The sequence below is a fragment of the Geodermatophilus sabuli genome (assembly GCF_010686765.1).
GTDB classification, from domain to species: Bacteria; Actinomycetota; Actinomycetes; order Mycobacteriales; family Geodermatophilaceae; genus Geodermatophilus; species Geodermatophilus sabuli_A.
The window spans coordinates 85,091-99,270 of record NZ_JAAGWF010000005.1; the positions used below are offsets into that span (position 1 = coordinate 85,091).

General features: G+C 69.4%; 12 protein-coding genes. 5 read left to right on the forward strand and 7 right to left on the reverse strand.

The genetic code is table 11. The features are described 5' to 3' along the window. Positions 1-15 precede the first annotated feature (15 nt). From GCU56_RS04015 to GCU56_RS04030, 3 genes are all read left to right on the forward strand, one after another. Positions 16-627 carry a GIY-YIG nuclease family protein gene (locus tag GCU56_RS04015; RefSeq protein WP_204331427.1) on the forward strand — a complete coding sequence of 204 codons (612 nt, stop codon included), beginning with the start codon at positions 16-18 and terminating at the stop codon, positions 625-627. Between the two features lie 84 nt (positions 628-711). After that, positions 712-3,828, forward strand: coding sequence for a DUF3427 domain-containing protein (locus GCU56_RS04020; protein WP_163480231.1), 3,117 nt, complete (start codon positions 712-714; stop codon positions 3,826-3,828). Between the two features lie 420 nt (positions 3,829-4,248). Beyond that, positions 4,249-6,120 (forward strand): DUF2075 domain-containing protein, encoded by a 1,872-nt coding sequence (locus GCU56_RS04030; RefSeq protein WP_204331428.1) that lies wholly within the window; start codon positions 4,249-4,251, stop codon positions 6,118-6,120. Between the two features lie 94 nt (positions 6,121-6,214). Here GCU56_RS04030 and GCU56_RS04035 read toward each other — a convergent pair whose 3' ends face one another. From GCU56_RS04035 to GCU56_RS04045, 3 genes are all read right to left on the reverse strand, one after another. Then, on the reverse strand, positions 6,215-6,775 hold the full coding sequence (locus tag GCU56_RS04035) for a GIY-YIG nuclease family protein (RefSeq protein WP_163480233.1): 561 nt from the start codon (positions 6,773-6,775) through the stop codon (positions 6,215-6,217). Further along, positions 6,772-7,227 (reverse strand): hypothetical protein, encoded by a 456-nt coding sequence (locus GCU56_RS04040; RefSeq protein WP_163480234.1) that lies wholly within the window; start codon positions 7,225-7,227, stop codon positions 6,772-6,774. Before GCU56_RS04040 ends, GCU56_RS04035 begins: the two co-directional genes overlap by 4 nt. Positions 7,228-7,364: 137 nt before the next feature. Beyond that, positions 7,365-8,006, reverse strand: a complete 642-nt coding sequence (locus GCU56_RS04045; protein ID WP_163480235.1) for an endonuclease/exonuclease/phosphatase family protein — start codon at positions 8,004-8,006, stop codon at positions 7,365-7,367. Between the two features lie 133 nt (positions 8,007-8,139). Between GCU56_RS04045 and GCU56_RS04050 the strand changes: the two genes are divergently transcribed. Both GCU56_RS04050 and GCU56_RS04055 read left to right on the forward strand, forming a co-directional pair. Continuing rightward, positions 8,140-8,799, forward strand: a complete 660-nt coding sequence (locus GCU56_RS04050) for a hypothetical protein (protein WP_163480236.1) — start codon at positions 8,140-8,142, stop codon at positions 8,797-8,799. Between the two features lie 404 nt (positions 8,800-9,203). Continuing rightward, positions 9,204-9,824, forward strand: coding sequence for a hypothetical protein (locus GCU56_RS04055; protein ID WP_163480237.1), 621 nt, complete (start codon positions 9,204-9,206; stop codon positions 9,822-9,824). 63 nt (positions 9,825-9,887) lie between these two features. Here GCU56_RS04055 and GCU56_RS04060 read toward each other — a convergent pair whose 3' ends face one another. Genes GCU56_RS04060 through GCU56_RS04075 form a run of 4 tightly spaced genes read right to left on the reverse strand, consistent with a single transcriptional unit; the run spans position 9,888 to position 14,117 of the window. Beyond that, positions 9,888-10,652, reverse strand: a complete 765-nt coding sequence (locus tag GCU56_RS04060; protein ID WP_163480238.1) for a 3-oxoacyl-ACP reductase — start codon at positions 10,650-10,652, stop codon at positions 9,888-9,890. Beyond that, on the reverse strand, positions 10,652-12,019 hold the full coding sequence (locus GCU56_RS04065) for an aldehyde dehydrogenase family protein (protein ID WP_163480239.1): 1,368 nt from the start codon (positions 12,017-12,019) through the stop codon (positions 10,652-10,654). The genes GCU56_RS04060 and GCU56_RS04065 overlap by 1 nt, the downstream gene beginning before the upstream one ends. A gap of 24 nt (positions 12,020-12,043) precedes the next feature. Beyond that, positions 12,044-12,730, reverse strand: coding sequence for a gamma-glutamyl-gamma-aminobutyrate hydrolase family protein (locus GCU56_RS04070; protein WP_345771619.1), 687 nt, complete (start codon positions 12,728-12,730; stop codon positions 12,044-12,046). 22 nt (positions 12,731-12,752) lie between these two features. Next, the gene (locus GCU56_RS04075; RefSeq protein WP_163480241.1) at positions 12,753-14,117 is read right to left on the reverse strand and encodes a glutamine synthetase family protein; all 1,365 of its coding nucleotides are present in this window, start codon (positions 14,115-14,117) and stop codon (positions 12,753-12,755) included. Positions 14,118-14,180 lie beyond the last annotated feature (63 nt).

Sequence of the window (14,180 nt, forward strand, 5' to 3'; positions counted from 1 at the left end):
CTCGTGGAGGACGACGTGTCCAGCGATGTCATGAACTTCCTGTCGCCTGAGCGCCTGTGGCGCAGGGCCGACGTGTTGAGTCGTCCGTCGCCCGTACCTGCCGTTCCGGGCGCCTACGGCTGGTGGTTCGACCGCCTGCCGGCCCGGATCGACATCTCCGGTTGCCGCCAGGTCGACGGGCTGACGCTCCTCTACACGGGGATCAGCCCGAAGGAGCCACCTCGCAACGGTCGTCCGGCTAGCAGGGGCCAACTCCGCCAACGGATCGCGACGCACTACGCCGGCAATGCCGAGGGGTCGACACTGCGCAAGACACTCGGCTGCCTGCTCGCCGAAGAACTGGGCATCCAGCTCCGGCGCGTCGGGTCGGGCTCCCGCAGGACCTTCGTGAACGGCGAACATCAGCTGTCGCAATGGATGGCCGAGCACGCCTACGTCAGCTTCATCGCCCATGAACGTCCTTGGGAGCTAGAGAGGCGGCTCATCGAGGAGTTAGACCTGCCGTTGAACCTGGATGGCAACAGCCGCAACGCCTTCCACTCAGTCCTGACGCGGATCCGGAAGGAGGCTGTCGCCACGGCGAACGCCCTTCCGGTGGCGCCCAATCCAGGAACAGGGGGCGGCTGAACTGCGGCCCGATTGGACCGCGCCGTAGTTCGTCCTGCCGCGTGGAAGCAAGTTGCTTCGTGAGCCTGCGGTTACGTTGAGTTCATGGGGGACGCGTCTATCGGGCTGTACGAACACCTGCTCACTGATCGGCTCAGCAAAGACCTGTCCGCGACGGCTCCTGATCTGGTCCAGTTCGGCACGCTCGATCCGTCCGAGGCACATGAGGCGCTGACCCGCCACATCGCCGGGATTGCGGGGCGCGCTCTGCGGGCGGCCGGGGGCAGCGACGCAGGGGCCACCAGTCGGCAGATCGAGCTGGCCAACCGGATCGTGGCAGCCATCGGCCATGCGGCACCGGACGTGACCGACACGGACGACGCCATCCATGACCCGGCCCGCACCCTCCTGGCGATCGCCGCGCCGAGCGGCGTTCCTGGTCCTGCGTCCTTCCCCGAGCGTCCGGCTGTCCCGCTCGCCACGAGCGCGCTGTTGGTGAACGGCCGTGGCCAACCGCGGATCGGCTACGAGGTCACCCGCGAGCTGGCGTCGGCCAACCGGGTCGACCTGCTGTGCGCCTTCATCAAGTGGCACGGGCTGCGTGTCCTCGAGGCGGCCCTCTCCGAACTACGGGAACGCGGCGTCCGGCTGCGCGTCATCACCACCACCTACATGGGCGCGACCGACCAGCGCGCCCTCGACCGGCTCGTCGAGCTCGGCGCCGACGTCAAGATCTCCTACGAGACGCGGACCACGCGGCTGCACGCCAAGGCGTGGCTGTTCCACCGCGACACCGGCATGTCGACGGCGTACGTCGGCAGCTCGAATCTGTCCCGGACCGCGCTCATCGAGGGCCTCGAGTGGAACGTGCGGCTGTCCAACGTCGAGCAGTCGCACCTGCTGACGACGTTCGCCGAGACGTTTGACAGCTACTGGGCGGACCCGTCCTTCGAGACCTACGAGCCGAGCCGGGACGCCGACCGGCTGCGACAGGCCATCGCTGCCGAGCGCGGTGGACCGACCGACCTACCCATCCAGATCGCGACGCTCGACGTCCGTCCCTTTGGCTACCAGCAGGAGATCCTCGACGAGCTCCGGGCCGAGCGGGAGGTCCACCACCGCTGGCGGAACCTCGTGGTGATGGCGACAGGAACTGGCAAGACGGTCGTCTCAGCCCTCGATTACCGGCGGCTACGGACAGCGGGGGCCGTCGAGCGAGTGCTGTTCATCGCACACCGCGAGGAGTTGCTGGTCCAGAGCCTGTCGACATTCCGTCACGTGCTCCGGCAGGGCGACTTCGGTGAGCTGTTGGTCGGCGGGCAGCGACCCCGCGAGTGGCGGCACGTCTTCGGCTCGGTCCAGTCACTGACGCAGCTCGACCTGGCCGAGCTCGATCCGGGCCACTTCGACATGGTCATCGTCGACGAGTTCCACCATGCCGAAGCGGCGACCTACCGCCGGCTGCTCGAGCACCTCGAGCCGAAGGTACTGCTCGGGCTGACGGCGACACCGGAGCGGACCGACGGCGCCGACGTCCGCCGCTGGTTCAGCGGCCGGACGGCGGTCGAACTGCGGCTGTGGGAGGCACTGGAGCAAGGTCTGCTCGCGCCGTTCCAGTACTTCGGCATCCACGACGACGTGGCCCTTGACCAGCTGCGGTGGCGGCGGGGCCGCGGCTACGACGTCGGCGAACTGACCAACGTCTACACAGGCAACGACAAGCGCGTCCGACTGGTCCTGCAGGCGGTCCACGACAAGGTGGCGGACCCGCGGCAGATGCGAGCGCTGGGCTTCTGCGTGAGCATCCAGCACGCCCAGTACATGGCCGAGCGATTCACCGCGGCCGGAATCCCCAGCCTGGCTGTCACCTCGACGTCGTCCCGCGACGAGAGGGCTGCCGCGCTGGCTGCCCTCCGGGAGCGCACGGTGAACGTCCTCTTCGCGGTCGACCTGTTCAACGAGGGACTGGACATCCCGGCGGTCGACACCGTGCTGTTCCTGCGGCCGACCGAGAGCGCGACTGTCTTCCTGCAGCAGCTCGGCCGCGGTCTACGACTGTCGGAGGACAAGGCCTGCCTGACCGTTCTCGACTTCATCGGGGCGCAACGCAGGGAGTTCCGCTTCGACCTGCGGTTTCGGGCGGTGACCGGCACCTCCCGGCGGGGGCTGCAGAGGGTCGTCGAGCAGGGCTTCCCCACCCTGCCGGCCGGCTGCCACATCGAGCTGGACCGGGTGGCGCAGCGCATCGTCCTCGACAACATCAAGCAGTCGCTCAACGCCTCGTGGAAGGGCCTCGTCGCCGAGGCCACGCACGGGCAGGCGCCTTCCCTCAGGGACTTCCTGGAGGAGACCGGGGCCGAACTCGAGGACCTCTACCGCGGCAACGGCAGGAGTTGGCTGGACCTCAAGCGCGCCGCTGGCTGGAACGACTCGCCTGCGGGTCAAGACGACGAGACGCTGCGCGGAGCGTTCAGCCGCATGCTGCACCTCGACGATCTCGAACGGCTGCACGCCTTTGAAGAACTGCTCGATGCAGTGAACGCCGACTGTGAAGTCAACGCCTCCGCGCGGACCCGTCGCCTGGCGGCGATGCTGCACTTCTCACTCTGGGGCTCACGGACTCCTTTCAGCGGCATCGAGGCCAGCCTGCGGCGTCTGCTGGCCAACCCCGGCCGTGCCGACGAGCTGGTCGAGTTGAGTGGCGTCCTGCATGACCGCATCCACCGGGTGACAACTGCAGTGGAGGTCGCCGGGGACCGCCCGCTGCACGTGCACGCCCGCTACAGCCGGGACGAGGCGCTGGCTGCGTTCGGGATGGAGGACCTCAACGGGACGTGGGGGTCAGGAGTTCGGTGGGTGCCCGGCGACCAGGCCGATGTCTTCTTCGTGACGCTGGTGAAGACCGAGGCTCACTTCTCCCCCACCACGATGTACGCCGACCACGCCATATCTCCGACGCTGTTCCAGTGGGAGTCGCAAAACGCCACCGCGGAGCACTCGGCAACGGGCCAGCGGTACATCAACCACCGAGAAAAGGGCACGTCCGTCCACCTGTTCGTCCGCGAGTCCAAATCGGCGGACGGAACCCTGGGCACCCCGCCCTACCTCTACGCCGGACCGATGTCCTACGCCTCCCACACCGGGGTGCGCCCGATGCGCATCCTCTGGCGACTCGAGCACGCCCTCCCGGCAGACGTCTTCCATGCCGCCAAGATCGCCTGAGTCACGGGTACGACGGCCGAGGGTCCGGAGTGTCTAAGAGCCTTCTCAGCCGGCAGGACTCTCATTGGTGGTCGGGCGCAACACTCCGAGGCGACTGGAAACGCTCTTCGTTCGGCAGCTGCAGGAGGACGTCGGTGAGCTCGTCCCGAACTGTTCTTGCTCCTGTCGTCGACGCCCGGACGATGACCTCACTGCGACGGGCGGGTTCTGCGGCGGCTTCGCGTGGCCGTTGCAGCGCTGACGGATTCACATGTCGACGGCTCCGAGATCATCGAGGGTGTAGGCCCGTAGGTCGCTGAGTAGCGATGTCCGCCGTCCCGGATCCGGCCCGCTACTGTCTCAGGAGCGGCTCGACAGGCTTCCGCACCCAGGACATGCCTCCACCCGCACGAATAGATTCGTGCTGCCTGGGGACTGTCCTTGCCACTGCTGCGCACCTCCGCGCGAGGTCTGGCCGACCTGTCGTCTGCCGGCCGCCTGAGCACCGTCCTCGCCGAGCAGATGTCTTTCCAAATGAAGCGTCGCGCCTCCGCCTCCGAGATGCGGTCATGGGACGCCAGCCTGCGCGTCCTCGCCGACGACCTCCTGCAGGCGGGACTCGACAACGTCGAAGTGCTGCTCGAGTACCAGATCCCCCTCAGCAGCAAGCGGATTGACGCCGTGCTGGCCGGGCGTCATCCGAAACGGGACGCCCCCTCCTACATCGTCCTCGAGTTGAAGCAGTGGACGGAGGCCGAGCTGTTCGAGGACGACGCCGAGCTCGTCGTCCAGCCGACCTACGGGCGGCGTCCGATCCTGCACCCGGTCGCGCAGGTGCGGGCCTACGGCGAGTATCTGCTGGACTTCGTCGCGTCACTTCATGCGACGACGGACGTAGTGGCCGGCGCCGCCTACCTGCACAACGCGGCGCGGCACCAGATCGGCGAGCTGTACAACTACCCGCAGGACGAGCTCGGCCGGCTGTTCGCCAAAGAGAGCCGGGGAGAGTTCCTCGACTTCCTCCGAAGCCGGCTGGCACCCAGCGACGGCAGCTCCTACGCCGACCGCCTGCTCCACTCGACGATCGCGCCGAGCAAGCAGCTCATGCAGGTCGCGGCCGACGAGATCCAGCGCCGTGAGCAGTTCGTGCTGCTCGACGAGCAGCGGGTGGCCTTCGATCTCGTTCTCCACGAGGTGGAGAAAGCCCGGTCGGGCGACCACAAGAGCGTCGTCGTCGTGTCGGGAGGTCCGGGCAGCGGGAAGAGCGTCATCGCCCTGTCCCTGCTCGGTGAGCTGAACCGCCGCGGCCGGACGGCGATCCATGCGACGGGATCACGGTCGTTCACGCAGACCCTGCGCAAGGTGGCCGGTAGGGGCTCGCGGCAGGTCCAGTCGTTGTTCAAGTACTTCAACAGCTTCATGGACGCCGACAAGAACGGCTTCGACGTCCTCATCGCCGACGAGGCGCACCGCCTCCGCGAGACCTCCGCCAACCGCTGGACGAAGGCCGATCTCCGCACGGACAAGCGGCAGGTCGACGAGCTCATCGACGCGGCGCGTGTGCCAGTCTTCCTGCTCGACCAGGACCAGGTCGTGCGTCCCGGCGAGCTCGGCACCGTGGAGGACATCGAGAAGGCCGCCCGCGAACGCGGACTCGACGTCCACCACGTCGACCTCAGTGCCCAGTACCGCTGCGGCGGGTCCGCGGCCTACATCGACTGGGTCGAACGACTCCTCGGTTTGCAGCCCGGCGGACCGGTGGCTTGGACCGGGGACGAACACTTCGAGGTCCGCGTCGCCGAGTCGCCATCGGCCATGGAGTCCGAACTCCAGAGGTATCTGGACGACAAGTACGGCGCACGCATGGCCGCCGGCTACTGCTGGCCGTGGAGCGACCCGGCGAAGGACGGATCGCTCGTGCCGGACGTGCGCATCGGGGACTGGCAGCGGCCGTGGAACCTCAAGGGCGAGCGGGCTGTCGGAGGAGCGCCGCCGTCAGCGCTGTGGGCCAGCGACCCGGCCGGGTTCGGTCAGGTGGGCTGCGTCTACACCGCCCAGGGCTTCGAGTACGACTGGAACGGCGTCCTGATCGGTCCGGACCTCGTCTGGCGGACGGACCGCTGGCTGGCCGACCGCTCACGCAACAAGGACCCCGACTTTCGCAACCGTTCGAAGGTCAGCGACGAGGAATTCGACGCGCTCGTCCGCAACGTCTACAAGGTCCTCCTGAGCCGCGGGATGCGCGGGACCCTGCTCTATTCCACCGACCCGGAGACCCAGACGTTCCTTCACCGGCTGATATCGGAGGAGTAATCGTCGCGGCAACCGTCGGGCTCGAAGCATGCTCACCGGCTCCTCGGCTGTGCAGGTGCACTCATGGTCGAGCCGTTCGACCGAAGCCTGCCCCTCAGACCTCGTGAGATTGCTCGTCTTCGGCTTGTCGTGCTGCCTGCCGCCAGCGCCGCCGGGCGTCGCGGACAAGCGGGTAGAGCGGATGTGAAGAGTTGGCCGACTGATTGAGTGGCGGGGCGAGATCCGCGATCACCTGGGCCTCCACCGTCCACGGCTGCTCGTGCATCGCCCAGGTCAGCACCAAGTGCTGCTGCATCCACTCGTTCAGCCGCAGTTCGTCGTCGGGCACCAGCAGCGGACGGTCGGTGAAGCGGCTGCGCCAGCCCTCCTGCTCGAAGAGCAGCGATGCCAGCGACCGTCGCAACGTCGACTGCCCGGTCGTCCCACGGATGTGGTTGCCCACGACTCTGCTGCGCAGCGTCGCCCGTGACGAAGGCCCACTGCGTGCAAGGCCGACGTACAGCAGCTCGTGCTCACCGCGCAGGTGCAGGGGCCCCGTGATCCCTGGAAGTGCGCCAGGGCGCGACCACCACGCGTAGAGCCCAGGCTCAGACGGCACGACATCCCTCGCCTCGTCGGCGGGGACGACGTCAGTGCGCAGGTCGACCGTTCTCACAGCCGTTCACCTGCCTCCGCAGCGACTCGCACAGCCTCGGCCAGACCGCCGTGCGACACCGGAGCGACCGCCAGCTCCTCGACCCGGGAGAGGGCCATGCTCCGCTGCCCGGTCGCTTCCACGATTCGGCGCGGGAGGACCCAGTACGTCCACTGCCTCAAGTCCAGCGGGTCGTACGAGGCGTGATCCCGAGCGGTCACGAGAGCGAAGACGTAGACGTCGGCGTTGTAAGTCGCAGAGTCCGCATAGCCCGCTGTCTCGTTCCAGGTCCGACCGTTCAACCCGCCAAACCGGATGGCCGACGGCCGAGCCTGCGTCCAGGCCTGCACGTAGGCGCTCGACTTCACTTCGACCAGGACTCCGTCCGGAGTCACGACGTCGTAAGCGTCCCACTCGATGCGCGGCCGGGATGCGGCGCCGAGCGCCTGCGCGACCAGGAACTCGGCGAGCATCGGCCGGACCGTGTTCCCGCGCAGGTCCGAAAGCGCCCAGGCCCAGAAGTCCCGCACCGACCCCGTCGAACCCTGGATCGGTTCGTTCCCCCCAAGCAGCCGAGTGGGCGGTGGCCGCAGTCTGCCGTCGTCAGGGGTCACGGCGTCGACACCCCGACCTCGACGACGTAGCAGTCATGGTCGCTGAGCCCCTGCGCGTCCCGGCGATGTGCATCGCCTACCGACCAGTGCCGAGGGACGGCGATGTGGTCGATGCTGAGAAGTCCCTTCAATCGGTGAGGAAGTTCAGAGGTAGGCACCTGCAGGTCTAGCTCCTCGACAGCCGCAAGGACGTAGGCGCGTCCGCCCTTCGACCCCGTCCGTTCCTCGCCCGAGATTGCGTGATTCCAGTCCCCACCCCAGACGAGGTCATGACGAGGCAACTCGTGCAGGAGCATATCGACGGCGTACTTCGCGCGCCCTGAGTGCATATTGGGCTTGGGCTCCGCGCCGGGCCAGGTCGGCTCACCGCCGGAATCACGCCACGGCAGGATCGACGAGCAATACGTGATTCCGTCAACAACCGCGGCGGCGCTCGCGACATGCGGATCAGGCAGCGCCGTGAGAGAAGCTCGGCTGAACACAGCGGCCCATGAGCGGCGCGCAGCCATCCGAGCCTTCCCACGGTGCATGTCGTACCCAGGCAGTTCGACCGTCTCGTTGACCTCCGTCAGCAGCCAGACGTCACAGTCAGCCGTCAGCAGGAACTCCTGCCATCCTGCTTTCAGCCAGCCCGCCATGTTCCACGTCCCGATTCGCACGTTCGGAGAGTCACACGGAACCGTGCGCGACAGCGGCAGGTTCGGGCAGTCCGGCGGGTCGCTGCGAGTGCCGCTCCCTTGGTTTGTCCCTCGCACCGTGCAGCATCACGACATGACGAACGGCGCCGAAGACACGACCAGGCTGGCTGCCTACATCGAGTCGCAGATTCAAAAACCCTGGACTCCGTGGCCCGGAGGCCGCACAGGACAAGTTGAGGCCGCCCTGATCGACGCTGTCCTCTCGATTCGCGCGTCGTACGGGCGAGCCGCTGAGATCAACCGCGAAGCGACCGGTGTTCACCGCAGTATCGCGAGCTACCGGGCAGCGAACCCCGGTCCCCTCGACAACCTGGAAAGGCTCGCGCAAGCAGAGCCGGCGACGCTGGCTCAACTGCTCGGCAACCAGCAGAAGACTGCGCAACGCTCGAAGGCAGGCGCCATCGTCGAGGCGGCTGCAAACCTCGTCGAGCTGGGCGTGCGGCGAGCGGGCGACGTCGTAGCGGAGAACCCCCGACAGTCACGGGCATGGACGAAGGTCCGCGGATTGGGACCCGTTACGTGGAGGTACTTCGCAATGTTGCTGGGAGCCCCCGGCGTGAAGGCGGACACCTGGATCATTCGGTTCGTCAGCGACGCCCTCGGTCGCTCGGTGGATGCGAAGGCGGCGGAGCGTCTGGTTACGGGCGCGGCCACCATCTTGAACACGTCCCCGACCGAGCTCGATCACGCCATATGGGCTCACGCTCGGACGAAGGCAAATTCACCGCCCTGATCCACGACGTCGTTGTGAGCTTCCGGTCAGCGCCGACCTCCTGACGCGCCTCCACCTCGTCGAACAGCCCGATTAACTCTCGGGCCATCGATGGCGTCAGGGCGTTGCGGCGATCGGGCGCGTTCAGCGTCACCACCGCGACCGCGCCGTCGACCTCGAGCACACCTCATCGGAGCCGGAACCGGAGTCATGCACGCGCCCAGCTCTCACCGGGCAGCCGATCTCCGATGGCCGGCCGACGAGGAAGCGACGCCTCAGCCCACGGGACTCGACCCGGCGGTCGCTCTTCCCGGGAGTCGCCCGCCGAAGAGGTATTAGGGCCCTGTGTCCGCCGGCACCCGGGAGAGGACGGTCGACTCCGCGGCGATGCCGCAGGGGCGTCGCCGGCACGAGAGGAGCCGGCCATGTACGCCCGTTCCACCACCATCCAGAGCAGCCCCGGATCGCTTGACGACGCCATCGCCTACATGCGCGACGAGGTGTGGCCGCAGATGCAGCAGATGGAGGGCTGCGTCGGCCTGTCGATGATGTGCGACCGCGAGTCCGGACGCTGTATCGCGACGTCGTCCTGGCAGGACCAGGCGTCCATGCGGGCCAGCGCCGAGCGGGTCCACCCCATGAGGGACCACATGATCGAGCGGTTCGGCGGCGGCGAACCCGAAGTGCACGAGTGGGAGGTCGCCGTCCTCCACCGCGAGCACCCCACCGGCGACGGCGCCTGCGCCCGCATCACCTGGGTGCGCACCGACCCGGGCCGAACCGATCAGATGCTCGACATGTACCGCAGCACCGTGATGCCGCGGATCCAGGGGATGCCCGGCTTCTGCAGCCTCAGCATGTTCGTCGACCGGGAGAGCGGCCGTGGCGTCGGCTCGGCCAGCTTCGACAGCCGCGCCGCCCTCGAGGCGTCGCGCGAGCCGGCCCGCACCATCCGGGAGGGCGTCACCGCCCAGGGCGTCGACATCCTCGACGTCGCCGAGATGGACCTCGTCCTCGCCCACCTCCGGGTGCCCGAGACCGTCTGAGCTGTCCGCTGCCGCGGTGCCCTGGCTGAGGTCCCGAGTCAGGGCACCGTGGTGGCGGAGCCGCTACTCCGGCGTGACGTACGCGCCCGAGATCCCGCCGTCCACGAGGAACGTCGACGCGGTCATGAACGACGAGTCGTCGCTGGCGAGGAACGCGACCGCCGCGGCGATCTCCTCCGGCTCGGCGAAGCGGCCCAGCGGCACGTGCACCAGCCGGCGGGCGGCACGCGCGGGGTCCGAGGCGAACAGCTCCTGCAGCAGCGGGGTGTTCACCGGACCCGGGCACAGCGCGTTGACCCGGATGCCCTCGCGGGCGAACTGCACGCCGAGCTCCCGGCTCATCGCCAGCACCCCGCCTTTGGAGGCGCTGTAGGAGATCTGCGACGTCGCCGCCCCCATCACCGCCACGAAGGACGCGGTGTTGATGATCGAGCCCTTGCCCTGGCGCTGCATGTACGGGATCACCGTCTTGCAGCACAGGAACACCGACGTCAGGTTCACCTGCTGCACCCGCCACCAGGCGTCCAGCCCGGTCTCGAGGATGGAGTCGTCGTCCGGCGGCGAGATGCCAGCGTTGTTGAAGGCGACGTCGACCGAGCCGTAGGCGTCGAACGCCGCCGCGAACAGCGCCTCGACGTCCGCCTCGCTCGTCACGTCGGTCCGCACGAAGAGGCCGTCCACCTCCTCGGCCGCGCGCTTGCCGGCGTCTTCGTCGACGTCGCCGACGACGATCCGCGCCCCCTCGGACGCCAGCCGGCGGGCCGACGCCAGCCCGATCCCGCTCCCGCCGCCGGTGACCACGCAGACCCGGCCTTCCAGACGCTGCATCAGGACTCCTCGGTCGCCAGGAAGACGTTCTTGGTCTCGGTGAACGCGGCCAGCGCGTCCGGGCCCAGCTCCCGGCCCAGGCCCGACTGCTTGAAGCCGCCGAACGGCGTCGCGTAGCGCACCGACGAGTGCGAGTTGACCGACAGGTTCCCGGCTTCCACGCCGCGCGAGACCCGAAAGGCCCGGCCGACGTCCCGCGTCCAGATCGACCCCGACAGCCCGTACTCCGAGTCGTTGGCGATCCGCACGGCGTCGTCCTCGTCGTCGAACGGGACGACGGCGACCACCGGGCCGAACACCTCCTCGCGCAGCACCGGGTCGCCGGGATCAGGGGTCACCACCGTCGGCGGGAACCAGAACCCCGGGCCGGACGGCGCGCTGCCCCGGTAGGCCACCGGCGCATCGTCGGGCACGTACGACGCGACCTTGGCGCGGTGGGAAGCCGAGATCAGCGGACCCATCTCCGTCGCCGGATCAGCCGGGTCACCCACCCGCAGCCCGGTCACCGCCGGCTCCATCAGCTCCAGGAAACGGTCGTACACCGACCGCTGCACCAGGATCCGCGACCGCGCGCAGCAGTCCTGCCCGGCGTTGTCGAACACGCCGGACGGCGCGGTCGCCGCCGCCTTCTCCAGGTCGGCGTCGGCGAACACGATGTTGGCGCTCTTGCCGCCGAGCTCCAGCGTCACCCGCTTGACCTGCTGCGCGCAGCCAGCCATCACCTGCTTGCCCACCGCCGTCGACCCGGTGAAGGTCACCTTGCGCACCAGGGGGTTGTCGACGAACCGCTGACCCACCACCGAGCCCTTGCCCGGCAGCACCTGGAACACACCCTCCGGGAGTCCAGCCTCCAGCGCGAGCTCTCCGAGACGGAGAGCGGTCAGCGGGGTCATCTCGGCCGGCTTGAGCACCACGCAGTTGCCCGCGGCCAGCGCCGGCGCGAAGCCCCACGCCGCGATCGGCATCGGGAAGTTCCACGGCGCGATCACGCCCACGACCCCGAGCGGCTCGTGGAAGGTCACGTCCACCCCGCCGGCCACCGGGATCTGCCGGCCGAACAGCCGCTCCGGCGCCGCGGCGTAGTACTCGAGCACGTCGCGCACGTGCCCGGCCTCCCACCGGGCCGCGCCGATCGGGTGCCCGCTGTTGCGCACCTCCAGCGACGCGAGGTGCTCGACGTCGGCGTCCACCGCGGCCGCGAAGCGGCGCAGCAGCCGGGCCCGGTCGGCCGGCGCGACCCGCCGCCACGCAGCAGCGGCCGCCGCCGCCCGGGCGATCGCCGCGTCAGCGTCGGCCGCCGACGTCAGCGCCACCTCCTGCAGGGGCTGCTCGTCGGCCGGGTTCACCAGCTGGATCGTGCTCGTCACGCGTTCCCCTCGTTCGTCGACAATTCAGGCCAGGACGGCGCTCGCCGCGGCGACCAGGCTCCGGAACAGGCGCAGGTCCTCGCCGGTCTGCTCCGGGTGCCACTGCACGCCGACGGCGTACCGCGGACCGCGCAGCTCGACCGCCTCCACCGTGCCGTCCTCCGCTCGGCCGACGGGCACCAGGTCCGGTGCCAGCTCGCCGACCGCCTGGTGGTGGTAGCACGCCACGTCGGTCTGCTCGCCGAGCAGACCGCCGAGCAGGCTGCCGTCGGCCAACCGCACGCAGGTGCGCCCGAAGGTCGCCGGCTCCGGCCGGTGCCCCTCGTGCCCGACCACGTCCGGCAGGTGCTGCACCAGCGTGCCGCCCAGGGCCACGTTCATCACCTGCATGCCGCGGCACACCCCGAGCACCGGGACGTCGGCGGCCAGCGCCGCCCGCAGCAGCGTCTCCTCGGCCGCGTCCCGGACGGCGGAGGTCCCGCCCGTCTGCGGGTGCGGCTCGGCGCCGTAGCGGGCCGGGTCGACGTCCCCGCCGCCGCTGAGCACCAGCCCGTCGAGCACGCCCAGCACGTCGGGGTCCACCTCGGGCAGCGGGGGCAGCAGCAGCGGCGTCCCTCCCGCCCGGACGACGACGTCGAGGTAGGTCCGCGGCAGCAGCGCCGCCTCGTGCTCCCAGACCCCGTGCCGGGCGGGCACGAGGTAGGTCGTCACCCCGATCCGCGGCCGTCGGCGGTCAGAGCCGTTCGAAGCCACGCACCCGCTCCCAGTCGGTCACCGCGGCGTCGAAGGCGGTGATCTCGACCCGGGCGGCGTTGACGTAGTGGTCCACGACCTCCTGGCCGAACGCCTTGCGGGCGACCTCGCTGCCCTCGAGCAGATCAGCGGCGTCGCGCAACGTCGAGGGCACCCGCGGCTTGTCCGAGGTGTAGGCGTTGCCGGTCACCGGCTCCTCCAGCGGCAGCTCGTTCTCCACCCCGTGCAGCCCCGCCGCGATCAGCGCGGCCACGGCGAGATAGGGGTTGACGTCGCCGCCGGGCAGCCGGTTCTCGAACCGCAGTGACTCGCCGTGCCCGACGACGCGCAGCGAGCAGGTCCGGTTGTCCACGCCCCAGGCGACCGCGGTCGGCGCGAAGCTGCCCTCGGCGAACCGCTTGTAGGAGTTGATGTTCGGCGCGAGGAACGCGGTCAGCTCCTCCAGGCAGGCCAGCTGCCCGGCCAGGAAGTGCTCCATCAGCGGGCTGAACCCGTGCGCGCCGTCCCCGGCCAGCACGGAGCCGCCGTCCTCGCCGCGCAGGCTCAGGTGGATGTGGCAGGAGTTGCCCTCCCGCTGGTCGTACTTGGCCATGAAGCTCAGGCTCATGCCGTGCTGCGCCGCGATCTCCTTGGCGCCGGTCTTGTAGACGACGTGGTTGTCGCAGGTGGAGAGGGCGTCGCTGTAGCGGAAGGCGATCTCGTGCTGGCCGAGGTTGCACTCCCCCTTGGCCGACTCGACGTAGAGCCCCGCCCCGGTCATCCCGCGGGCGATGTCGCGCAGCAGCCCGTCGATCCGGCCGGTGCCGATCAGCGAGTAGTCGACGTTGTACTGGTTCGCCGGCTCGAGGTCGCGGTAGCCGCGGCGCCAGGCCTCCTCATAGGACGTCGTGAAGGTGAAGAACTCCAGCTCCGTGCCGACGTACGCGGCCAGGCCGCGCTCGGCCAGCCGGTCCAGCTGCTGCTGCAGCACCTGCCGGGGCGAGGGCGCCACCGGCCGGCCGTCGTGCTGGAGGACGTCGCAGAGCACCAGCGCCGTCCCGGGGTGCCACGGGATCAGCCGCATCGTGCTGAGGTCCGGGCGCAGCGCGAAGTCGCCGTAGCCGCTCTCCCACGAGGTCAGGGCGTAGCCGGGCACGGTGTTCATCTCGACGTCGACGGCGAGCAGGTAGTTGCACGCCTCGGCGCCGTGCGGCAGCACCTCCTCGAAGAAGTACCGCGCCCCGCAGCGCTTGCCCTGCAGCCGCCCCTGCATGTCGGTCATGGCCACGAGCACGGTGTCGACGTCGCCGCGCTCGACGAGCCTGCTCAGCTCCTCGACCGACAGCGGTGCCGGGGGTCGCTCCATGTCGCCTCCTCGGGCGGTGCCCTCGCCTCGGGGGACGGCGGGCGGCCTGCAACGGGCCAGCAG

Coding starts and splice junctions, on each gene's coding strand:
- GCU56_RS04020 (WP_163480231.1), top strand. CDS start 712: ATGGGGGACGCGTCTATCGGGCTGTACGAACACCTGCTCACTGATCGG.
- GCU56_RS04040 (WP_163480234.1), bottom strand. CDS start 7,227: ATGCTCGCCGAGTTCCTGGTCGCGCAGGCGCTCGGCGCCGCATCCCGG.
- GCU56_RS04045 (WP_163480235.1), bottom strand. CDS start 8,006: ATGGCGGGCTGGCTGAAAGCAGGATGGCAGGAGTTCCTGCTGACGGCT.
- GCU56_RS04050 (WP_163480236.1), top strand. CDS start 8,140: ATGACGAACGGCGCCGAAGACACGACCAGGCTGGCTGCCTACATCGAG.
- GCU56_RS04055 (WP_163480237.1), top strand. CDS start 9,204: ATGTACGCCCGTTCCACCACCATCCAGAGCAGCCCCGGATCGCTTGAC.
- GCU56_RS04060 (WP_163480238.1), bottom strand. CDS start 10,652: ATGCAGCGTCTGGAAGGCCGGGTCTGCGTGGTCACCGGCGGCGGGAGC.
- GCU56_RS04075 (WP_163480241.1), bottom strand. CDS start 14,117: ATGGAGCGACCCCCGGCACCGCTGTCGGTCGAGGAGCTGAGCAGGCTC.